The organism is Porphyromonas gulae (assembly GCF_000765945.1).
GTDB classification, from domain to species: domain Bacteria; phylum Bacteroidota; class Bacteroidia; order Bacteroidales; family Porphyromonadaceae; genus Porphyromonas; species Porphyromonas gulae.
In genome coordinates this window covers 61,149-84,906 of record NZ_JRAT01000009.1, presented here as the reverse complement: position 1 = coordinate 84,906, position 23,758 = coordinate 61,149, and the positions used below count along the sequence as shown (strand labels likewise).

General features: G+C 46.2%; 11 protein-coding genes, 1 tRNA gene and 1 CRISPR repeat array. Of the genes, 3 read left to right on the top strand and 9 right to left on the bottom strand.

Going from position 1 to position 23,758, the window contains the following annotated elements; genetic code table 11:
- Positions 1-60: 60 nt before the first annotated feature.
- The 9 genes from HQ49_RS02670 to cas9 all read right to left on the bottom strand — a co-directional run bounded on the left by HQ49_RS02670 (position 61) and on the right by cas9 (position 19,805).
- Positions 61-747: a hypothetical protein gene (locus tag HQ49_RS02670; protein ID WP_039418302.1), complete on the bottom strand. Its 687-nt coding sequence runs from the start codon at positions 745-747 to the stop codon at positions 61-63.
- The gene (locus HQ49_RS02665) at positions 744-5,153 is read right to left on the bottom strand and encodes a cobaltochelatase subunit CobN (protein ID WP_039418300.1); all 4,410 of its coding nucleotides are present in this window, start codon (positions 5,151-5,153) and stop codon (positions 744-746) included. The genes HQ49_RS02670 and HQ49_RS02665 overlap by 4 nt, the downstream gene beginning before the upstream one ends.
- A 36-nt stretch (positions 5,154-5,189) precedes the next feature.
- A complete protein-coding gene (hmuR, locus tag HQ49_RS02660; RefSeq protein WP_039418299.1) occupies positions 5,190-7,130 on the bottom strand; it encodes a TonB-dependent outer-membrane receptor HmuR in 1,941 nt (646 codons plus the stop codon).
- 14 nt (positions 7,131-7,144) lie between these two features.
- Positions 7,145-7,795, bottom strand: a complete 651-nt coding sequence (gene hmuY / locus HQ49_RS02655) for a hemophore-like protein HmuY (protein ID WP_039418298.1) — start codon at positions 7,793-7,795, stop codon at positions 7,145-7,147.
- Between the two features lie 333 nt (positions 7,796-8,128).
- Complete coding sequence (locus HQ49_RS02650) at positions 8,129-10,654, bottom strand: C10 family peptidase (protein ID WP_235290039.1); 2,526 nt, start codon at positions 10,652-10,654, stop codon at positions 8,129-8,131.
- Positions 10,655-10,801: 147 nt separating this feature from the next.
- Positions 10,802-10,875: transfer RNA gene (locus HQ49_RS02645), tRNA-Arg, on the bottom strand.
- 796 nt (positions 10,876-11,671) lie between these two features.
- Positions 11,672-14,068: a CRISPR direct-repeat array (repeat unit 46 nt; unit sequence ACTGGGAATAGCTTTCAGATTTAGTAATTTTGTTGCAACGCACAGC).
- A gap of 158 nt (positions 14,069-14,226) precedes the next feature.
- Positions 14,227-14,556, bottom strand: a complete 330-nt coding sequence (cas2, locus tag HQ49_RS02640; protein ID WP_200879156.1) for a CRISPR-associated endonuclease Cas2 — start codon at positions 14,554-14,556, stop codon at positions 14,227-14,229.
- Between the two features lie 11 nt (positions 14,557-14,567).
- Positions 14,568-15,506, bottom strand: a complete 939-nt coding sequence (gene cas1 / locus HQ49_RS02635) for a type II CRISPR-associated endonuclease Cas1 (protein ID WP_039418294.1) — start codon at positions 15,504-15,506, stop codon at positions 14,568-14,570.
- Between the two features lie 12 nt (positions 15,507-15,518).
- A complete protein-coding gene (cas9, locus tag HQ49_RS02630; RefSeq protein ID WP_039418292.1) occupies positions 15,519-19,805 on the bottom strand; it encodes a type II CRISPR RNA-guided endonuclease Cas9 in 4,287 nt (1,428 codons plus the stop codon).
- 512 nt (positions 19,806-20,317) lie between these two features.
- On the opposite strand from cas9, the gene nadB reads away from it, so the two are divergent.
- The 3 genes from nadB to nadA are packed head-to-tail and all read left to right on the top strand — an operon-like array spanning position 20,318 to position 23,694.
- Positions 20,318-21,874 (top strand): L-aspartate oxidase, encoded by a 1,557-nt coding sequence (nadB, locus tag HQ49_RS02625; protein WP_039418291.1) that lies wholly within the window; start codon positions 20,318-20,320, stop codon positions 21,872-21,874.
- Between the two features lie 31 nt (positions 21,875-21,905).
- Positions 21,906-22,748 carry a carboxylating nicotinate-nucleotide diphosphorylase gene (gene nadC, locus HQ49_RS02620; protein WP_018965205.1) on the top strand — a complete coding sequence of 281 codons (843 nt, stop codon included), beginning with the start codon at positions 21,906-21,908 and terminating at the stop codon, positions 22,746-22,748.
- 19 nt (positions 22,749-22,767) lie between these two features.
- Positions 22,768-23,694, top strand: coding sequence for a quinolinate synthase NadA (nadA, locus tag HQ49_RS02615; RefSeq protein ID WP_018965204.1), 927 nt, complete (start codon positions 22,768-22,770; stop codon positions 23,692-23,694).
- Positions 23,695-23,758 lie beyond the last annotated feature (64 nt).

Genomic DNA, 23,758 nt, shown 5'->3' with positions numbered 1-23,758 from the left:
TGGGAAAGTTTTGTTAGTGAGTAGTTCGGCGTGGGATGAGGATCCGGTCCGATTCGATGATTATTTTTTTCGGTTGTTTTTTCTTCTGATTACAGCCCACAGGCGAGGGGCGAAATAACCGATCGAGGCACCAGCCAAGACGATCAGGAAGAGATAGAGTGCCAGCCACCAGTCGGTAGTGATACCGGCTGTTCGCACTGCGGAGTCGGGGTGCAACACTCCGGCAGCAATGACGAAGACAAAGGTGCAGAGCGAAAGCAGAACAAGCGGTTCTCGCAAGGCCTCCCGTTTGAGTCCGAGGGCTCTCCACAGATAGGGAGCCGTTATACTCAGGGCTGCCACTATGAGGGCCATCACGATGGAAACTCCAACAAACGAATAGCCCGGCAGGACGTAGAACAGACTCAGACGCAGATAGAAGAGGGTGGGGAAGAAAAGGAGCGGAGGCAAATGGCGCACCCACGTTCGGTACAGGCGGAAGGAGGAGGGACGGTGCGTACATATATATACGACATATAGCAGATCCACCATCACAGCCAGAGAGACATTGCGCAGGGCTTCGGGCGAGTACAGGAGAGTCTCGACCTCCATCCGGCTGACGTGCTGCGTCAGTCCGTGTACGAGTGCGATGAAAGCCGCGTAGGCCACCGCATGCAAGCATCGGACGAGGAGGGAACTATGTACTCCCTCCTCGAACAGATACTTGAGCGTAGCCAATAAGGCTATGGTCAGCAGGACTTCTCTCATTCTTTTCCTTTTCTGCGCTTGGCAATGAGGAAGAGTATCAGGATTATCACCACGAGGGCTACTCCTGCAGGCAGCAGGTAAGAGGTGACAGGGCTGGAGGTATCCTCACTCGAGCGAGTCTCTTTCTTGAGTCGCTGTCCCTTCTTGGCATCCTTGATCGATACTTCGCGAGCATCGGCTACCTTCTCTTCATAGGCTTTCTTGTCACTTGCATCGAGGCGTTCGCCGATGAAGCTGCGCAGCTTGGCATTGTCGCAAACGAATCCGCTACAGCCGGCTCCGAATTCAGCCACGGATTTGGCATGCAATTCGGCAATAGCCTTTAGCTGTTCGGGTGTAGCTTTCCACATCCCCTTGCGTGCGGTCTCCATCATTACGGCAGTGAACTCCTGCAAAGCGGCAGGGTTGTTTTCGCGGAAAAATTCGTGGACGCCGAGATTCTTCTCGTCCTTCACATAAGTAGCGTAGATATCATCCCACAATTCTTTGTCGATGGCCGAAGGCTTCATGACATTCCAGCCATAGGTATTGCGGATCGTTTCGGCAATTCCGTTGGCGGCATTCTGTCCCTCTTTGAGCTGCTCTTGGATATAGGTAGGATTGAGGATCGTAGTTCTGGCTTCCACGCCGATGGCTTGTTTCAGTTCTTGCACGCGTGTCTTGTGACGATTGCGCAGGTCGTTGAAGTATGCTTCCGGATCTTTGCCCGTCACTTGGCGGACAGAGAGCGTGAGGCCACCCATGAATTCATAGACGTGGTCGAGGCTCAAGGCTCCCCACGTATTGCTCTGGCGAGGTTGTACCACGGCATCCACATTCTGCAAAGCTGCTTCGAACATACCTTGCTGGAAATCTCCCCAGCGACCTTGCATACCGTAGATTGCGCCCATGTTGTTGAGGTAAACATCTGCAATCTCTTTTTCGGTTTCCCAGCGATCACCGCTTTCGACCATGGATTGGATGCCGGTACCGTAGTTGCCGTTCACGCCACCGAATACACGCTGCGTAGCCAGCATACGTGCATCAGCCGGAGAAAGGCCCTTGCCGAGCAATACTTTCTCCGCATCTACTGCACCACGAGCAACTTCGTTGTCGCTCTCGGACTTTTGGGCAGCAGCCAGATCCACAGCCTTTTGGATAAGGAACAGGCGAGAAGCAGCCAAGTCGCGAAGCTGCCCGGACGTTTGTACTACCACATCGATACGTTTGCGGCCGAGTTTTTCGATCGGTATCAGTCGGATGTCCTGCACACGTCCCATCGGATCGCGTACGGGCTCCGTCCCGAGCAGATAGAGTATTTCAGCTATGGTAGCACCTTCGCTTTCGATGAAGCTACTGCTCCATAGCGTAAAGCTGACTTTCGTAGGAAGTTCGCCATTGTGACGGCGAGCGTAGTCGGCCAGCATGTCTTCTGCCATCTTCTTTCCTTTTTCCCATGCAGCTGCTGATGGTGTGGCCTCGGCATTGATAGAGAAGAGGTTTCTTCCGGTAGGAAGTGTCTCCGGATTGGCGATATAGTCGCCGCCGGGCGAGGGTGCCGTATAACCGCCGGAGAGAGCGTTCATCATAGAGGTCAGCTCCAGCTGTGGGCTGTTTTTGAGTGCCTTATAGTAGAAAGGTATTTGGGCAATGGCATGCTTGAGTTCGCTGATGCTTGCTGCCATGGCTTTATCTTTGGCCGTAAGTTCTCGTGACGGCTGATTCGCCATGGCCGGTTGCTTGGCTTTCGACTTATCGGGCATCATGGCTTTTGCCTTTTCCGAATGTGCCGCTTGCATAGAATCCTTGCCGTGAGAAGGCATAGCGTGCTGTGCTCCATCGCTCTTCATCTTAGCGGCCATGGCTTTCATGGCAGCGATTTGAGCCGAGTCGGGTTCCTTTCCTCCATTTGCTTTCATCTTAGCAGCCATGGCTTTCATGGCAGCTATCTGTGCCGAGTCGGGTCCGGAACCTCCGTTTGTTCTCATCTGCTCGCCCATCTTCCTCATCATCGCCATCTCGGCCGATGTAGGCATACGGCCGCCGGATGCAGCCATCATTTGCTCGCGCATGGAAGATGCTTTATCCTCTGCAGAGCGGACTACGGCTTCGGATTGGGCAATTTCACTGGACAGTACACCCAGCGTAGTCAATGCTGCATTCACATCCACCGTCTCACGTCCAAGGTAACGCTCCACCAGTGCTTCGGCAGGACGACGATAATGGTTGGTGAAGAATCGTTCGCTATCCTGCTGCTCCTGCGTGTAGCGTCCACGCTGACGGTCGATAGCAGCCAAAGCATAAGCAATAGGATCCGTAGCAATATGCTTCACGGAAGAACGGATCTTTTCTTCCGGGAACATGATACCTGTCTTGTACATACCGCCCGGGATCTTGCTGACAGCAAGTTCTTCGGCAAAGTCGGAAAGAGAGACGATTTGCTCACGTGTATAAGGTTTGTCGAGGATGGAGTCGAGCTTCAGATCGCGATGGTAGCCGTTCTTCACGGCCAAGGCCTTGATGCGGAGAGACAGGGCTTTATCATCGTTGTCCTGCTCCAGATATTTATCCGTCAAGCTGAGGAATTCGCTTACTTGACCCCTCATGCGCGTTTCGATGAAAGGAGGAGCCAGATAAGATACCGTACCGGCATAGCTTCTGCGCTTGGCGATCATTCCTTCACCGATATTGGCGATGGTGTAGTAGTAGATATGGGGCAGGTCATTGACGAGGCGGTCTGTCCAATCCTCAGAAGAGAGAGCAATCTGCTTGCCGGGGATAAACTCAAGGCTGCCATGCGTACCGAAGTGCATCATCACATCTGCTTTGAATGCTTTCTGTGTCCACAGATATGAGGCTACATAGGCGTAAGGAGGTACCGGATTAGAGCCGTGTACGGCTTTGAAGTCATTGGCTCCTCCACCTTGTACGGGCTGAGGCAAAAGAACGACATTGCCAAACTGTACACGGGTTACACCGATGCCGCCCACTCCGTTTTGCTCCATCGAATAGTATTCTCCGGGAGCTTCTCCGTAGCGTTCTTGCAGAAGCTGGATTTGATTCGATGTAAGGACTTCTTGCATCCATTGCTTCAAATCACTTGTGGGTACGAATGCCGGATAGCCGCTTTCGGTAAAGCGTGCCAGATTGCCCTCGGCATAGCTATTGAAAATAGCTCCTTGCGTCATGATAATCTTTTCGAAAGCAGCTTCATCGGTGGGCAATCCGGTGAGATCATAGCCTTCGCTCTGCATCTTGCGCAATACATTATAGATAGAAGGCAAGGTCTCTATTCCTTGTGCTACGAGGCTGTTTTGTCCCGGTCCCTTGAAATAGTAGATGGCAACGCGCTTCTCCTTGTTGGGTTTGTTCTTTAGGGCGATGTATTTGTTCACCAGACTGGTGAATACCTCCAGTCGTCCGGGGATGGTTCTGAAGAGTTGTAATCCTGTCTTGGCATCTTTTTCGAGAGCAACCAATGCAAAGGGAACCATGGCACCGTCCAACTCGGGAGTCGATACGCTCTGTGCCAAGAAGCCGCCTACCATACCTTGCTTGTCTTCCAACCAAGTCTCTCGAAGATTGCCGATTGTAAGAGGTGCCAGAATAGGAACATTTTGCTTGCGCAGCCATGCTTCCGCTTCAGTGGAATGGCCTGCTGCCAAACGTCCGTGAGGCATATAAATCAGAAGGTCGGGATTGATGAGTTCCAAGAATTCGAGACGCTTATTGCCTGCTGAAAACGGGAAGACATTGAGTCCGCTTTTTTCCAAAGAGGCTACAAGCTCGTCTATATGCTCGCGGTTCGAGTTGAAGGGATTGCCGAAGCCTATCAGCAGTGCTACGCGCGGAGCACCCTCGCGATAACCATGCGTACGATAGTACTGCATATAAGTATCCATGGATTCGAAAATATCCTCATCGGTCTTGCCGAAGAAGAGGTTGCCGGCATACTCGATCGGTGCCTCGATCTTACCTTCCCGAAGAGATTTTCCCAGAATCTCCTGACGCAGGTAGTTGAATCCCGATCTATAGTTCTTGCCACCTCCATAGCTGAAGTATTTGGAGAGTACTTCCGCCTTTGTGCTATCGATAGAGCAGAGGTTGTTCTCCGGATTGGTGGCAGACATCACGATATAGGGGATCTGCTTTTCTTCCAAACTCTTGATCTGGGCACGATCGTCTTCGTTCCATTTTGCACCCATGCCGAAGCATAGTACCGCATCGTACTTCTTCAGTTTGCTGAGGTCGTCCTCAACGTTTACTGTCACATTTCGTGCATCGGAAGAAAGACTCATTCGTGCCACCATAAACTGGGGGAAGTTCACCAATGCCACACGCGAGGGTTGTGGACGGAACATCCAAAATGCAAAGCCGATAGCCACCAATAAGATGGCTACCGACAGATAAATTATTTTTTTCTTCATCGTAACGAATTATATTTCTGTTGCAAATAAGTCGTATTAGAAAGTGATCCGAACCAACCCGTATATGATACGCCCGGGTGATGTCGGGGAATTGAATGCCAATGCTTTGGGTTTATAATCGAACAGGTTCTCCGCACCGATATGGAGCGTATAGTTCCGATAGAAATGATTCTCTATATCCAAACGACAGATGGTGTAACCCGGATACGTTATTTCCTCAAACAACTCGTCGGAGTTCATGCGCCCTGTTTTCAGATCGGAAAGGAAGCGCGCGGAGAAGTTGGAGGCAAGTCTGTAATTCTTCGAGAAATTGTGTCCGTAAGAGAGAGTGGCAGTAGCTGCATGAGGGCGAGTGTTTGAGAGTTTCATCTCAGTTCCGGCCTTATCGGTCGCCTTCCATCGATCATAAGTGTAGGAATACGAAGCTCGAAAACCAAAGCCGTAAGGCAATACTACGTTGGCTTGTCCTTCAAAGCCGAATATTCTCATTTCTTTCGATACGTTGGTGTAGATCAAATCTGTGCCTTTGTAGGTGAAATCGATCCGATTGCGAACATGGTTGAAGAAGACGTTCCCCATCAGTGTAAGCTTATTCCAGTGAGCTTCTGCCGAGTATGAGAGCATGCGGCTCTTCTCCGGTTTCAAATTCGGATTGCCGTAAATAAAGAAGGCACCATGATTGAAGAAAAAGTACATTTCCTGCAAAGAAGGGGCACGATACCCTTCCGCATAAGACAAGCGATTGGTGACATGGCTGCACTTGTACATGGCAGACAGGCGCGATGTATAGTGCAAGCCGAATCCGGAGTGCTTGTCCAAGCGTCCTCCATAGCTCAATACGAGTTTGGGGGTTACTTTATATATGTACTGTCCGTATAGGATTTTGTTGTTCACAGACTTTTCCCCCGGGTTGCTCGGAGAGGAAAGACGGGGCGATGCTACATTATCATGGATATACTCCAAACCCACATTGAAAAAGTGGACTTCAGCAAGATTGAGATTGTATTGTGCTCGCAAATGGTGCATATCCTCATCGAAAATGGGGAGTTTCTTTTGGTTCTCAGTTTTGATCAGACAGGTATCACGGCTGTATTTGTCGTAGTGATAAGAAATGTCCAGATCCGAAGTCTCGCTGATACGCCAGTTGGCACCGGCTTTGACATCGTAGGAGTTGTACAGAAAGTCGATCTTATCCGTCCAGTGCTGCTTACGCAGATTCACCAGTCCGGCAAGGTTGAAGGATAAGTTTTCTTTCGGAGTGATTGTAAACTTCTGATTTATATTCCATGTCGTATTGCCTGCGACATTCAGTTCCTGCTCGAACTGATCGGCCAAAATATAGCTTTTGTCCGCTCTATATTGTACACCGGTTTGACTGGAGAAGATCCCACGTTTCACCCCTGCCGCTACATCGTATTTCTGTCCGTCGCGACTATCGTATCGAGCCGAAGCAGATACGCGAAAAGGATCCTTGGCTGTACGGGTGATGATATTGATAACACCTCCGATAGCATTGGATCCGTACAACGCAGAGGAAGCTCCGCGGAGCACCTCGATTCGCTCGATGTCGTCCGGATTGATTCGTTCGAAATCTATCCCACTGGTAGATCCTGTCGAAATCAATTCGCCATCGACGAGGAAGAGAATAGAGCTTTCGTCAAAGCCCTGAGCATTGAGCTGATCTCTGGAACCATGCTTGGTAAATTCGATCCCGGGAAGGATATACTGTAGTACGTCAATAAAAGAAGAAGGGGCGATAGCTTTTATATCTTTAGCCTTGAACACCTTTGTGGGGATAGGCACATCTTTAAGCAGACGGACTGTACGGCTACCGGTTACAACCACATCGTCAAGAGCGATGTTGCGGCATACGGTGGTATCTATGGGTTGGGCCGGAGGGTTGGCCGCATGGGAGTATATACTTATACTAAAGAAAAGCAGGCCGATGAGGGCCTGCTTTGTTACTACACTTTTCATATTTCCCTCTTAACTTATTTAACGGGGTACGTATAAGTGAAAGTGATGACTCCCTTTTTCAGTTCTGCATCCTGATAGTCAGTGAACTGCACCTTGGCAACATTTCCATCAGCACCACGAACGAAGAAAACTTTTTTGCTCAGCTTGTAAGTGGGACCGGCAGGGCCGTGAGAGAATTCCAACCAGCCACCAGAAGCAAATCCTTGCGCATTCTTCTTACCGCTAATCACTTCACTGAAGCCCTGATCTTCATGCTCCATCACATGGCCATCAGGTCCCATCGAATACTTGACTGTAATACGACCAAGAACGTCTACCATATAACCTTCTGCAGGAACGGTAGTGACCTGATCCATCTCTGTCACACCGGAGAATACGGCACCACCTTTTCCCTTGCCACTTTCACCGCAATTGAGACGAACGTCATATCGGTGGAGGGCCATGTCCCAATTCAAATCGTTCTTATAGTCGGCAACATTAACGACTTCACCCTTAGAGAAAGAGAAATACTGCCACGTTTCGTATTTCGAAGCATCGATAGTTACGGTTTTGGTTACTGCTTCGGGCGTGGAGGGTTGGTTCGGCTCATCTTTCTTTTTTCCACAAGAAGTGAGAGAGACAATCAAAGGCAATGCACAGAGTGCGGAGAAAATGATTTTTTTCATAATTATCTGATCTTACGTTATTAGGTTCTATCCGGCTGCAAAGTTGAGACGTTCACAAAAAACGAACAATCCCAACTTGTAGGTATTTGAAGTCGGATTTATACTAAATAAACGGTATTGGGAATACTGGAGTTGCACAAGAAAAAGCCTTCGTGATATAATATCCCATCGGCGAAGAAGCGGAAATGCTATTGAGGATCCCATCAGTATGAAGCAAACCGAACTCTTTATCTCCTTTCTTTGGTGTATCCTAACAAACGATGCAAGGGCAGTGCCGGAAGGGAGATCCCCTCAGGCATTGCCCTTGTCGGTTATTGCTGCTGACAGACTAAATCAGCGAATGAAGAGCTTCCCGACCATGTCTTCTACCACAACGATATAGGTACCCTTCGGGAGATGTCCGATGTCGAGGCGCATATCGGCAGATTCGATCTTCGTGGAGAGCTGCATTCGCCCTTGAATATCGAACATGCGAAGTGTGCTTCCTGCATATGTAGGAGGAATGGCTACATGGACATAATCACGAGCAGGATTGGGATAGAGTACTATAGTAGAAGTATCCTTGCATGCAATGTCCGAAGAGGATAGGTCCGTAACGAGACGAATACGATAGTAATAGTCCCCAAACAAATCGATCGGATCCCAAAATCCCTGCTCTCTGATGACAATGTAATAGATACCATCGGGAAAGAGATCGGCATTTGTATAGAGAGAAGAGGCCGCAGTCAGTTCCGGAGACAATACTTGGGTCTTTCCTTTGGCAAGATTCATGTGTTCTTTTTTCGCTTGGAAGAAAGCTTCCGAATGAGCCTTTATAGCCACTATTTCGATTTCTCCGGAGAAAGTAGCACCACCTTCATTCGTGATGCTGAAAGTCGGCAATGTCTCGGGATTGGCCCGATGAACTGTGAGAAGATCGATCTGTGGGTTGGAGGCCACCAGCAACGATGAATGGGTACTCGTATTCTCTGCTACTTCTATGGAAGCCAGCTCTATCCATGAGGCATCTTCCATAAGCGATTCCATATCGCCTGTACAGACAAGCATGTATTGTCCTGCACGAGCCTTGAGTCCTGTTATTGTCAGCGAAACTTTTTCGCCGTCTTCATCTCCCGGGAGCAATTCGACTAAACGTCTGCCAAGGAAATAGAGCCGTCCCTCTGTATTGCGGAGGGCAAAGGTGACGCGACTGCGAAATTCTTCCGTACCCGGGTTGTAGACTGTGGCACCGAGCTTACAGTCGGAGTAGGCTTTCAGGTTGTGCGAAAGAGAACCGTCTTTGAGAACGATCCTGGCATCGGCAACGGAGTAAGCTACATCTCCGGCAGGCATAGTCACTTCTATCTTATTGACAAGCCCCATAAGTATATGCTTGAGTTCTTTCCAATCCGCCATACCATCTGTTCGATAGAGTATGGAGATGATATTTTTCCCCTCGGCAAATCGACTGTGTGGTATGGTTATGTTGCCTGTGCTTTCTCCGATAATGTCTTCCCAGATGATGGGGACGGTGACGGCTGAGTTGATCGTTTCCGTTCCATCGGGAAGCGTCAAGCGGTAAGCCAATTTTACATCCCCGGCATAAGTGGAATAGTTCTTGATTTTCACATTCAGCTCAAGTGCTTCTTCGGACATCTTGTGTTGCAAGCCATAGAGCGTGATGGTCGGATCCGGTACGATGCCGGGATCGCCATCATTGGCAGGCTCTATTCCTATGATAACCTCTTGGTCAGTGGAGTAGCCACCATTGCCTGCACCTGTCCCAAGCGACCCCGGATTGAGTAGGTTGAGGTAGAAATTGCCATTGCTCATACCGCCCCATCCCCAGTTGAAGTGGAACGTTCCGTCCGGTTCGTATCCATCGCAGACGAAAGCATGTCCCATCGATCCGTCTGCACCGGCATAATACACAGGCCTGTTTTCTGCCAGTTCCTTACGGATGATAGCTTTCCACTCCGGACTCGGAGTGTTGAAACGATAGACGTAGCGAAGCGATTTCTTGTAATGAAAATTCTCACGTAAAGCACGCTCGACGAACAGAGAATAGGTGCCACTGCCGAAACTTGCAAACTGCATATTGACTGAAAAACTAACATCGCGCATGAAAGTACTCAGTGCTTTGACCTCTTCGGGGCTGACATCAACGGAAACGCTACCCGGCATGTTGCCCCAGTCATACGTATCGCCGAATGTGCCGGAGTAGTGGGTATGCGCCCCCGTCATATCATCGTAGTAGTCATATCCTCCGGAAGCCTTCTCCGGCCACTTGTAGTGACGCATGATCTGTCCCATGGCGGTGGCGACACAACCGGTATAAGCCTGTTGTCCCGAAGGGAGTAGGGGATGCAAGGTATTAAATGGATAGCTCTGATCCCACAAGATCGGATCCGATTCATGTTCACCCGTTTCCAAAATAGGGGCAACAGATGATGGCAGGTCCCGTGTGGGCTTGGCTTCACGGATAGGATCTATCGGATCAGCCTTGCCGTCCATTACGGCAAGCATTTCACGTTCATAACCTTTGAGCCATCCTCTGAGGTTGTCCGGCATACGGGCAGCATCGAAATGCCCTTTGAAGGCATATCCTATTACTTCGGGAAAACGGTCGTCTGCTGAGACGAGGACAAATCCGTCTTTTTCTCCTCGATTGAAGATGAAAAATAAAGCCTCCCCTCTTTCAGCAGCCTTATATACGAAATCCATTCGGATACTTGGAGCCGATGAAGAGGCTGTGTATTGCCGTTTGGCAAAAAAGTTCTTGGCCGTTTGTTCGGCTTTGGATCGCGTCACCGGTCCTGCTTGCAGCATGGGGACGCACAGAAGTAATAGCCCTAAGGCCAGGAAAAAACGTTTCATCATTGTGTTGTGTTTCTTGTTCGATGCAGCAACGACAAAGCTATGACAGGCTATTGTCCTCTTTTTAAGTCGCGCTAAGATAAGGAAGAATCTCTATTGCCCGATCACAGAAAGAAAAAGGGATGCGATAAGCATCCCTTTTTCTTTCTGTGATCAGGCTGGGATTCGAACCCAGGACCGATAGCTTAGAAGGCTATTGCTCTATCCAGCTGAGCTACCTGACCATCTTTATTCGGGTGCAAAGGTAATCTTTTTTATCGGACTTTTTGGCTTTATGCGAATCTGTAACAGTTGCTCACACACCTGCAGCCAAGAGCAAGCATACCGGCCGTTGGCGAGAGAAAAAAGATTTGGCTAATTTTGTCTTCCCGAAAAGCATTGCTCCGAACCGTGAATTTCCCGTGTATTGGAGGCGAGCAATAAATTGAAAAAGAGACTATTATACAGTATGCCACACATCGACAAACTACCGTCTACGCCCCATCACCTGACATCAAACCCGAATAGGCTCCTATTCGGATACCTCGGTACAGCGACAGCCCTCGATCCGATCCGAGATCGCAGAGCGGAATCGTGCAGCTACATTGAATCACATGCAAAAGGATAGCATCTTGGCATAGGCCCCACCACATACATATCCGGACTGCACCCGTCGGAGTTCTCCGTAGAACTCGGCGGGTGCTTCTTTTATTCCGACTTCGGAAAAGGCTTTTTGGGGTCTGCGATTTATATATAAATCACTTACGATCTATATATTTATTGAAAACGATTTATATATAAAACGGAAACGATTTATATACAAATTGAAAACGCTTTATATACAGATTGTTGTCCGGCTTGTTTTAATTCGTATTTTAGTCCGTGAAAGTCCATTTCCTCGCTACTTTTGCCTCGTTTTTCTTTTCTCCGCAGATGCTTATTTGGAATCATTCCAAACTCATCTTCGTTGTTGAAAACTTTTTTTGCGCATGATTTTTGAGTAGATTATTATTTTCAGGGTTTTGTGCTTTCCATTTTTTCGCTGGGAATAGCTTTCAGATTTAGTAATTTTGTTGCAACGCACAGCGAAAGGTGTTTTTGAAAACGAGACGCACAGACTGGGAATAGCTTTCAGATTTAGTAATTTTGTTGCAACGCACAGCCGTCTTCTTGCGACATCATGGCCATCTCTCACTGGGAATAGCTTTCAGATTTAGTAATTTTGTTGCAACGCACAGCATCTTAGAGACCGCGAGCGTGAAGTCGCCACTGGGAATAGCTTTCAGATTTAGTAATTTTGTTGCAACGCACAGCCTATATGCTTCTTTTCGTTCATCGGTTGATACTGGGAATAGCTTTCAGATTTAGTAATTTTGTTGCAACGCACAGCAATGAACTATCCGATGAGTTAGTAAGAAGACTGGGAATAGCTTTCAGATTTAGTAATTTTGTTGCAACGCACAGCGACAAAGATTTCTTTACGTCGTTGTTGTCACTGGGAATAGCTTTCAGATTTAGTAATTTTGTTGCAACGCACAGCGTTTGCGCTATATTCTTTCCAAACAGTCCGACTGGGAATAGCTTTCAGATTTAGTAATTTTGTTGCAACGCACAGCGGGATTTAGTCCTTTCTATGACTTCTTATACTGGGAATAGCTTTCAGATTTAGTAATTTTGTTGCAACGCACAGCCCTCATGAAAATAACAAGAAATGAATATAAACTGGGAATAGCTTTCAGATTTAGTAATTTTGTTGCAACGCACAGCTCAAACAGTTTGATAAATTAAAGAGCTTTTACTGGGAATAGCTTTCAGATTTAGTAATTTTGTTGCAACGCACAGCTTGGTGCTGAGCAAAAAGAGACTATTAAAAACTGGGAATAGCTTTCAGATTTAGTAATTTTGTTGCAACGCACAGCATATTTGTATTGATGAATAATTCAAAAAGTACTGGGAATAGCTTTCAGATTTAGTAATTTTGTTGCAACGCACAGCCATGGATAAGGGAAAGAACAGTTACGGGGTACTGGGAATAGCTTTCAGATTTAGTAATTTTGTTGCAACGCACAGCTAGACGTTTGCGCTATATTCTTTCCAAACTACTGGGAATAGCTTTCAGATTTAGTAATTTTGTTGCAACGCACAGCATAAAGATTTCAGTAAAGTAATCAGTGGGAACTGGGAATAGCTTTCAGATTTAGTAATTTTGTTGCAACGCACAGCTGTACAGTTGAGTACCCTTTCTTCCTTTTCACTGGGAATAGCTTTCAGATTTAGTAATTTTGTTGCAACGCACAGCTAACGAATCAAAAGATTCAAAGTTTTGAGCACTGGGAATAGCTTTCAGATTTAGTAATTTTGTTGCAACGCACAGCTTGACGTTTCATAATTCGATTCTTTTTTTTACTGGGAATAGCTTTCAGATTTAGTAATTTTGTTGCAACGCACAGCACCCGATAATTCCACTGTTGCCCCAAGTGTACTGGGAATAGCTTTCAGATTTAGTAATTTTGTTGCAACGCACAGCCCTGAGCGTGAGTCTGTCATTGTTTTCAATACTGGGAATAGCTTTCAGATTTAGTAATTTTGTTGCAACGCACAGCTACGAAGATTGAGAGTGCGCATTTCTGCTAACTGGGAATAGCTTTCAGATTTAGTAATTTTGTTGCAACGCACAGCTGATAATCAACTACTGGTTGGAACTGATGGACTGGGAATAGCTTTCAGATTTAGTAATTTTGTTGCAACGCACAGCATACTGGAGACTACAACGAGGCTTCGGATAACTGGGAATAGCTTTCAGATTTAGTAATTTTGTTGCAACGCACAGCTATCATATGTATCCATACCCAGCTTAGGTAACTGGGAATAGCTTTCAGATTTAGTAATTTTGTTGCAACGCACAGCAGAGCGCAAAAAAGATTCAAGTTTTTTCCGACTGGGAATAGCTTTCAGATTTAGTAATTTTGTTGCAACGCACAGCTCTGAACTTACACGTAGTGGGTTAGCTGCTACTGGGAATAGCTTTCAGATTTAGTAATTTTGTTGCAACGCACAGCAATCTATCTCTTATTTGTGATCTTGTCATTACTGGGAATAGCTTTCAGATTTAGTAATTTTGTTGCAACGCACAGCTTAACTCATCATGAAATAAATAATGAAGACACTGGGAATAGCTTTCAGATTTAGTAATTTTGTTGCAACGCACAGCATATCAAGAGACTCGGAGTGCTCGGGGGCACTGGGAATAGCTTTCAGATTTAGTAATTTTGTTGCAACGCACAGCAACGAAGTCGGTAACAGGATATTCTTCCCCACTGGGAATAGCTTTCAGATTTAGTAATTTTGTTGCAACGCACAGCATTTGCAGTGTTATCTAAAGTTTCTCGGCGACTGGGAATAGCTTTCAGATTTAGTAATTTTGTTGCAACGCACAGCAGAATCCCCGTAATCACCTGTAATAGAGGATATAGAGAGGGATTGAGAGAAAGAAAAAAACATCTGTGTGTAACCGAAAAGCCGAGAGAAATCTCGGCTTTTTAATTTCTATACCCCAGATAAAAAGGGTTAATTCCGCAAAAGATGCTAGGATATATTCAAAAAAGCTCAAGTTGGAGGGGCGGCTGATAATATTCTCTTCCTTTCCCACAAATGATCTCCATGGCCGAAAATTGTTTGTCTGTGATTGTCATCAAACCTATTTTGCCCTTTTCAGGAATAGCAGAACGGACTCGTCGGCAATGTGTTTCTGCATTCTCTCTACTTGCACAGTGCCTAATATAGATAGAAAATTGGAACATCTCGAAACCATCTTTAATCAGGTTTTTGCGAAAGGTTGCTGCACGTTTCCTGTCGGCTGCAGTATCCGTAGGTAGATCGAAGAATACCATTACCCACATACTTCTATAGGCTGAATATCTGGATATGTATTGACTCATCACATATGAGGATAGAGTATTCTTCGCTCTTTGCCGGCGAAGCATAGATATAGGGATGTAGCACTATGGTGCATGGCGATGCTCATGGGATGAGTTCTGCCATCGATGATGGTATCCATAACAGGTAAACTCAGAAGCTCTCTTTTATGCTCGGACGACAAACTGAGTGGTGGATTTTTTATGTCTTTTTGAATTAACCGATAAACCAAAATATCCACATAGGGACGGTAAGGCTCCATCAGGTCATCCGCTAAACAGAAGTGATTGTATTTGTTGTGATGAAAAATCCCGACAGAAGGTAATAGTCCTGCAGCTGTAATCGCTCTTGCAGCCATAGCCCTAACGATGGCATATCCGTAGTTGAGCAGCTTATTTGTCCAATCACCCTCTCTGTCTCTTTTGAAAGAAGGGAGTTCTGGGAAAATATTAGTCCAGTAATATGCGGCTGCACGCGCCTCGATATTATTAGCATCTCCGGATTTTACCAGATCTATCCAAGCATGCATATTTGGATGGGGCTGCTTGGTGGTGTGGCTGAGAGCAACAGCCTGATTGGCAATCTTAGCTCGAATAGTTTGTTGCCACATTTGCTTCTTTAAAGGCAGGGAGGCTCCTATCTGATCATGTACACGTTCGCCTAATTCGGAGTGTCCGAGAAAGGACAGCAGCATCCCTGTAGGATGGTGGGAGTCATCGCAACTAATGATGGCACAGCCGTTTTGGATCAGAGCAGACAATAAGGCTTGGGTTATGGTGATCTGTTTATGATCTAATACAACGATGCCCAAGTCTTCTATCGGAATTGATTGGCGACCGGCTTTTTTGATATGCGCAGGCAGACTGTCGGTCAGTTCAACCTCCGGTAGTCTTATCTCAAGTTGCCCGAGCTTTAGGCTGAGATAGGCTGGTGAGCCAAAATAAAGCGTTCGTTTGATCATTGCCAAAATCTTTTACTTTTCTCCTACAGCAACGATTCGCCCTAAATGATTTACGCGAATTTTAACCAATTCTGCCAAGTCTTTGGCTGAACTAATTTGACGATAGGTTATCCCTTTGAGATGTAATGAATCCTTTTGACTCCCTAAGATGTATTGTTGTTTGAATAAATATATTCGTACATCTCCAGATTTTTGCCGAGTTTTAGAAATGGCTTGAACTCTAAAAATGTGGGTGGCAAGCTCAGCATAATTATCCGGATTCATAATATATTCAGGGCTAAGATCTTTAGGGGAAAAGGTTGTCTGCATGGATATTTCACCTGTATCGATATCTATTTTCTCTGCTTGCTGAGGTAATAGAAAGTATTCGTTCTGTTTGATACTGAAAAGAAACTTCCAACCCAGAGACTGGTTCTTATTTTTATCAACGATAGGAAGTCCTTGGCGAGACCGCTCTACCGCATCGAAGAAGGTGACGATATCGTCTTCTATAGAGCCATCGGGCAGTACATATACAGCCAAATGGTGGTTATTGTCATTGGCTACGTAGTCAATCGGACAGGTATCAGTTTGGTGGATCGGAATGGCATTATTTTTCCCTCTGATGCGGACGGATTTGATTGCGATACCCTTTTTTTCATTCAGCCAGATCGGATTATTTTCTAAGTCAGAGAATGCTTTTTCCGGTTTCCCCCCATATTGTAGGAGTCTTTGTTCCAAGATGCGTTTGATCCCCACATCTATTACTTTATCTAGTTTCAGGTCTTTGTCGATCTGCTTACGTGTTACATATCGATTTTCTAAAATTGTTTGTTTTACTTTTTTTTCTGCGTATAGGAGCTTCTTATTCTTGTCTTCAAGAGGCTTTTTATCTAAGGAATTACGACCGGTAAAGGCAGATTTGGGGTCATTGTCGAATACCTGTAATCTTTCCGACAGCATGGATCTAATCTTTGGAGAACTAACTAAGCGGATTTCCTCCTCTGTGAGTTTTGAGCCGATAGGAATCTCTCTCTCTTGATAATAGCGATTGCTACCGTATTTAGTCTCCAAATGTAAGGCTCCACGAGGGGTTAGAGTTATTTGTCTGACATGGATTTTGCGTCCCGTTGTTTTGTCTCGACTGCAGATAATATTGGTATTAGGCGTTGTAACTTTTCCTTTGGCTTTTGTGGAAATAATTACTCGTGATAGGGCTTCTTTAGCCTGTACTCGGATGTCGTGCATGGGAGGGATGAAATGACCGTCCGATCCAATTAATTGTTTTCTAAGGGCTTTTAATTGTGTGAGCTTTTGCTGTTTATCAGTCTCCTCTGCACCACTATTCCCGTTTAGATACTGTACATGCTTTCTGGTGGTCAATGCCGTGATGAGGGCGTCCATAGCATGATGTCGATGGTCATCGCGTTTGCTCCAATCTTTGATCATTTTAATGGCTTGTCCGTCTTTTCGCTCGACACTTTCAGTCAGTTTTTCTTTCGGATCAGAAATCTTGCGATCAATAGACTCGTATGTCGGCAGATTCAGCTCTTTCAAAATATCGAGCAACCCCCAATCCCTACGAAGTATGGCAGTGATACTGCCATTGGTGTGTACAATCGAAGGAGTGACCTGCAGAAGCATGTCGGCAGCATGTCGGATGATGTAGCGAGTGTTAGTAAGATCTCTATTGGTAAAATCATCCCCCAAATCCTTTTCTCGTATAAGGAGTTTTTTATACTTGGCTTGCGTGATGGCTCCGATCTTTTTTAATTCTTCTACCCGTATTACATAGTCATTGGCCTGTTCTTGGCTAAGCGTATCCATATAATCCAGAGCCGTTTTATTCCCTTTTAGCTTATTAACAGAATTCAACTCCAACGTTTTGTTGGAGAAGCTGTCGTCATAGAAAAGTGCTCTCGGGATAATGTGCTCTATTTCGAATTGGGCGGTAAATAGTTCCTCTTTGGGGATATATGTATTCGAATAGAGAGTCTTACTTCCCAATGGTGCTAACTCTTTCCATAGCTTGTACTTGATCAGGTCATTTTTAGAAGGATTGAATCCAAATTCTTTCTGTATTTCTTCAATAAATTGTGTATTCCTTTTGGTTGCCTCAGCGATGGCTGTAGTCATCGCTTTTCGCTGTTTGCTATTGGCTTGCATGTCGCGAGCCATTTCAATGCGAATTTCATCCGGATTGCCGTATTCAGAAATATGCGTATTGATGACGTGTGTCATTTGGTTGAGGATTTTCTCAACAACAGGATTGCGAAGAGAGCCCTTGCGAAGGAGGGGTAGGCTGTTTTTCAGCGTACGTTCAGTATTCTCCTCCTTTGTCGTCCATGCACTATGTCTATAGCCGGCCAATTCGCATGCTTTGTCATATCCATTTTCTTGCATGAAAGGGAGTATCTTGCGCATAGCTTTGGTGCTGAGAGATCCATACTGTGGCTCGAAAGTCAAAGATGCTAAGAGTGGACATAACTCATGAGGAATACCATAGCGCTTAGCTAAAGTCTTACAAAGAGATGTGGTTCCTGTCGGAGAGTTGTCGTCTTCATAAGAGTAGAGTAAATGCCATAAACTATGGTGGGATTGCTCACGGAAGTTATCAGTTGTGGGGTCGAAATATAAAAGCGAAGTCGTTATTCCTTCACGTTCAAAGAATTGGCGAATAAGGTCTACGATTTGTTCCGGAGATATCAAGCTCTGTCCATTGGTGATCTTTGTCAGATTTTTTTCCCAATCGATTTGTTCTCCATCAGTCATTTCTTTCATGTTGAAGAAAGCTTTCATCATCGAATTATTCGTCCTATTACCGATGATCTCACGGAAATTGATTTTCCACTTATCCGGACTATAGCCGAGGATATTCAGAATCTCATTATCTGTAAGGTGATCCAGAAGATTCAGGTAGCTGAATAATTTTTGTTTAGCTTCTGTGTTGAGTATTCTCTCTTGGTCTGTATCATTTTGTTGTTCAAATAACTCGTTACTCTGTTTGTTCCATTTTCTAAGAGGGGACACTTCTATCTGTCCCAATCTTTGCCATAATCTGAAGTGCTGGAAAACAGGAGAAGACTTCGGTGCGACATGCAATCCTTCAGTATATTTCTTGCCATTGTGTTCTACTTCCCGTAATTCGAATTCACAGAATGCCAATTCCGACTTTTTCGATTTGAGCGGTCTTTGATAAAAAATGATTCGATTGCGTATAAACTGTTTGCGATCGTTGGTCAATATTGTCGGATAATAGTTTTGTTGGCATTCCCATATACGATCGAATTCATCAAGATAGTCTTGCCGATAAAAAACTTCTCCCCTGATCCTGTCATGCGGGTTAGCTTTTATTCTTTCATATAAATACTGTCCAATAGTCTGGTTATTCGCATACAATACCCGACTACGATCCCCAATGGCTCCTAAATAGCCACTGCTATTGTTGATTTGTTTGCAGATGGCTACTATCGCGGTTATTACTTGCTCTACAGGAATGATATTTGTGGCAGCAAGGCTTCGACTTTCGTATGCAAAATATTTGTTGAGAATGGTTTTGCGTAGTTTTTTCCCTTTCTGATAATCGATTGGTACTTCAGCCGGATTAAGGTCTGATTTGGAGTATATGAGTTCTTTTGCCTTTCCCGTCTTTTGCTTTAACAGTGAGCTTAGTAGGTCTTCTGTAAGGACGTCCGGATATTTTTGTCCTTGTACTTCCCAGATTTGCTTTAGCTCATTGATAAGATCGAAAGGATAAAAGTCTATTTCAGCATATTTGCCCCGCTTAAATCGTTCGAACATATACTGTCCGGGAGTCTTCTTGAGCTTTATAAGCTCTTTAGTTACAGCCATAGCATCGACAAGCTTACCATCTTCTTCTGTACTCTTACTTGTTTTTCTATTGCTTTTGTACCCTCTGCGTTTATTAATCGTCAAGAGAATACGGGCAAACTCTTCAAGTGAAACCCGCTCCGATACCGCTTTGGAACGTATTCTCAGAAGCTCGTGGGTCTCTGAGATGGGCTCCCGAATTATCTGCTCGGTATTTGTTATTATCCCGATTTTTTTGAATTGCTGTATCAAACTTGAACGACGCTGTTTATACCGTTGAAGTCTTCGGCGCATGGAGCGTTTGAATGTGCGGTCTGTTGTTGGTGAGCAAGATAATCCTTTGCTGAAATTTTCAGCATCTGCCGATGAAAGGATGATTCGTGTGCCCAGATAGACTATTTTCGTTTGCTCCGCAGATTTTTCTGCTTCTAATACGTAAGCCGATCCGATAGATGTCGTCCCGAGGTCTAATCCAAGAATTTTTTTCATTGTGATATAGGTGTTTACAGACCTTTTAATGTTTCTTTGTAATGTTGGAATAAAAAACCATGAAAAAGTTTTTCACACAAAAATAAATAAAACTATGGTTTGGGTCACATTTTGTCAAGTCAATTATTTGCACTAAGTTTGCATAACTAAATTTGAAGCATTTCCCAACAAGGATTTTATTCCGTTGTGAAAACATTAAGAACAGGCTCCCCGAAAATAATTCGGGGAGCTTCTTCTTTTTTTATTCGTAATTGTATTAATCGCTTCCACCTTTGGACCTTTAGCTTACTCTCAGTCAAGGCAACCGCATCAAAATGTAAGTGCCTGATTATCAATCATAGTTTTGAGTGCATTCTTTATCTTTGAGTATAATCTCCGAAATGCAATTATTTGAAAATTAGCAACTTGTATTTTCTCGAAATTTTTGATGCGGTTGCCCTGACTCTCAGTCTTTCTGCCTTCGGATAACCTTTTATTTGCTTTATCTTTGCGGGCATATCAATTTGTCCGGAATGAATCGGTTTGATTATATCGTAGTTGGAGGCGGCCTTGCCGGCCTCTATACGGCTTTCAAGGCTTCGAAGCATGGTCGGGTAGCTCTGATAACCAAAGCTGACATCCATGAGAGTAATTCGTACTTTGCACAAGGGGGAGTCGCAGCGGTTACGGCTGCTGACGATGCACCGGACAACCACTATAACGATACGGTCGAAGCCGGTCGGGGGCTTTGTGAGGACGATGCCGTAAGGGTGCTTGCCGAAGAGGCTCCAGAGCGGATCGACGAGTTGATCCGTTGGGGGATGCGTTTCGATACGGAAGCCGATGGCCTATTGGCTTTGGGGCTTGAAGGTGGACACCACCACAAGCGGATTCTGCATGCAGGAGGTGATTCCACCGGTAGGATGCTCACGAGCTTTATGATCGGTAGTGTGCTGCAAACTTCTGCGATAGAGATATTTGTCAATCACCAAGCGGTCGAATTGCTGATAGACGACCTCGGTTGCCGTGGCGTACGTACATGGGATTGGGAAGATGGGCGTGAAGTCGTTTTCTATGGCAAGCATACGGTGATGGCCACCGGGGGATCGGCTGCCATCTATCGAAGATCTACCAATCCGCAGGGTACCCTCGGAGATGGGATTGCCCTCTGCTATCATGCCGGCTGCGAGGTGCGCGACATGGAGTTTGTCCAATTTCATCCCACAGCTCTGTACAATCCGAAAGGAGAAGCCTTCCTAATCAGTGAGGCCGTACGGGGAGAAGGGGCGCATCTATATAATAGTAGGGATGAACGCTTCATGCAAGGCGTCCACGAATTGGCCGAATTGGCACCTCGTGATGTAGTGGCACGGCGGATCTTCTTGGAGATGCGACGTTTGGGAGACGAATACGTCTATCTCGATCTGCGACATCTGGATCCGGATCATATTCGCAAACGTTTCCCCACGATATGTGCTCGCTGTGCAGAGTTGGGGCTTGATCTTACTGACCGTATCCCTGTGGCTCCGGCGGCACACTACACGGTGGGAGGGGTTAGTACGGATCTGAATGGCTGTACGGCCGTACCTCATCTATATGCCGTGGGAGAGGTGGCTTCTACCGGAATAATGGGGGCAAACAGGTTGGCCTCCAATTCTCTGATCGAATGCCTTGTGTTCGGTCATCGTGTCGTGGCTGATACGATTGCCTCGGATTCGATCGGCCATTCGACAATGGTGTCGAGCATGGCTGTCTATCCTGAGCCGAAAGATGCATCGCTCTATCATAAGGTAAAAGAGCAGTTGTCCCGCCTGATGACCGATTATGTCGGTATCATTCGCAACGAAGAAGGTCTTCTGTCCGTGGATCGGAAGATAGAAGAACTTAGGTGGAAACTACTCGGAACAGAAGATCTTTATGCTTGTTTTGCCGAGCAGCTGCTGTCAGTGGGTCAGCTTATCGTTCGGGGGGCGATAGCTCGCCGAGAAAGTAGAGGAGGGCATTATCGGGAAGACTATCCCGATACGAGCGAGGCCTATCGCAAGCACTCCTCCTACATCCTTGCCGGCAGAGCAAGACATATCAAATAAAAATGCGTAATACCCTCATCACTTTTAAGTTATGACTCATGAAGAAATGCTTTTGGAGAAATTGATCGATCTGGCAATAGCAGAGGACATTGCCGATGGAGATATTTCTTCCAATGCCATTATCCCTCAATCGGAAGGTGCTGCAGCCACAATGGTAATGAAGGCCGATGGCATCATATCCGGAATGGAAGTTGCCCGCCGTGTCTTCGAGCGATTCGAAGCCCTGACATGGACTCCATATGTGTCGGATGGCGATCCCGTAAAGCGCGGTCAAGTAATCCTGCGTGTGGAAGGCAGTTACCGGGCTTTGTTACAAGCCGAACGATTGGCGCTTAATTTTTTGCAAAGAATGAGTGGTATTGCCACTATGACCGCTCGCTATGCCGAGGCATTGAAAGGTACGGCCGTAAGGCTTTTGGATACTCGCAAGACGGCACCCGGTATGCGAATAACGGATAAGATGGCCGTTCGCCATGGCGGTGGACATAACCATCGCATGGGCCTCTATGATATGATTATGCTCAAGGACAATCACATCAAGGTCGCCGGAGGAATACCCCAAGCCATCGAAGCAGCCAGAAGAGCACTCCCGCTTTCTATCAAGTTGGAAGTGGAGACATCCAACCTGGCTGAGGTCGAAGAAGCAGTACGCTATGGTGCAGACATAATCATGCTGGACAATATGGACAATGATACCATGCGTGAAGCGGTGGGGCTGATTGCCGGACGTGCCAGGACAGAAGCCAGCGGCAATATGACACTCGAACGGCTGAGAAGTGTGGCAGAAACGGGTGTGGATTACATCAGCGTAGGTGCTTTGACCCATAGCGTTACGGCCATGGACATCAGCATGAATTTCCTCCTTACTCAGTAAGCTTTAAGTTGGTTTTTGTATGCAAACAAAGGATATTCTTAAAGAGATAGAGCTTCTCAAGAAAGAACGGAATGCCATTATTTTGGCACACTACTATGCGCGCCCTGAGGTGCAGGACATTGCCGATTATATCGGGGATTCTCTTGGTCTGTCCCGTCAGGCTGCCGATACGGAGGCGGATACGATACTCTTTTGCGGAGTCCACTTCATGGCCGAAACAGCTTCGATTATTTCGCCACAGAAGACTATCCTCACTCCCACGAAATATGCCGGTTGTTCTTTGGCCGAAGGTGCCTCTGCCGAAGGCTTGCGCCGCTGGAAGGAGCAGAACCCGGATGGACTCATTGTCAGCTATGTCAATACGACTGCCGAGGTAAAGGCATGGACGGACTACTGCTGTACAAGCAGCAATGCACTCAAGGTGGTGGAGAGCTTGCCTCGAGACAGAAAAATTCTCTTTGGACCGGATCGAAATCTGGGAGCTTATATCTCGCGGAAGACAGGACGGGAGATGGAGCTTTGGGATGCTTCGTGTTTCGTGCATGAGCGGATTACGGAAGAATCCATCTTAGAGGCTTTGGAGCTGTATCCCGATGCTGATATTCTCATTCATCCGGAGAGCGAGGGTTCTCATTCGCCACGAGTGCTGAGTAGCAGTCGCTGCTTTATGTATTCCACGGCCGGTATTCTTAATCATGCTCGGGTGTCTGACAAAAAAATGTTTGTTATTGCTACGGAGCCGGAGACGCTGCACGTGTTGCGGAAAGAAAATCCGGGTAAAACGTTTATTGCCATTCAACCCGACAACCGCTGTTTCCATATGAAACAAACAGGTTTGTGGGAGGTGTTGGAAGCTCTCCGCCACAACCGTTATGAGGTGAAAGTGCCTGCCGAAATCAGAGAGAAGGCTTTGCTCTCGATCGAGCGAATGCTGGCCGTAGGCTGAACTTCGAACTTAAACCCTGCCGGATACTATGTGTCTATCCCAACATGAGATGACGTGCATAGTC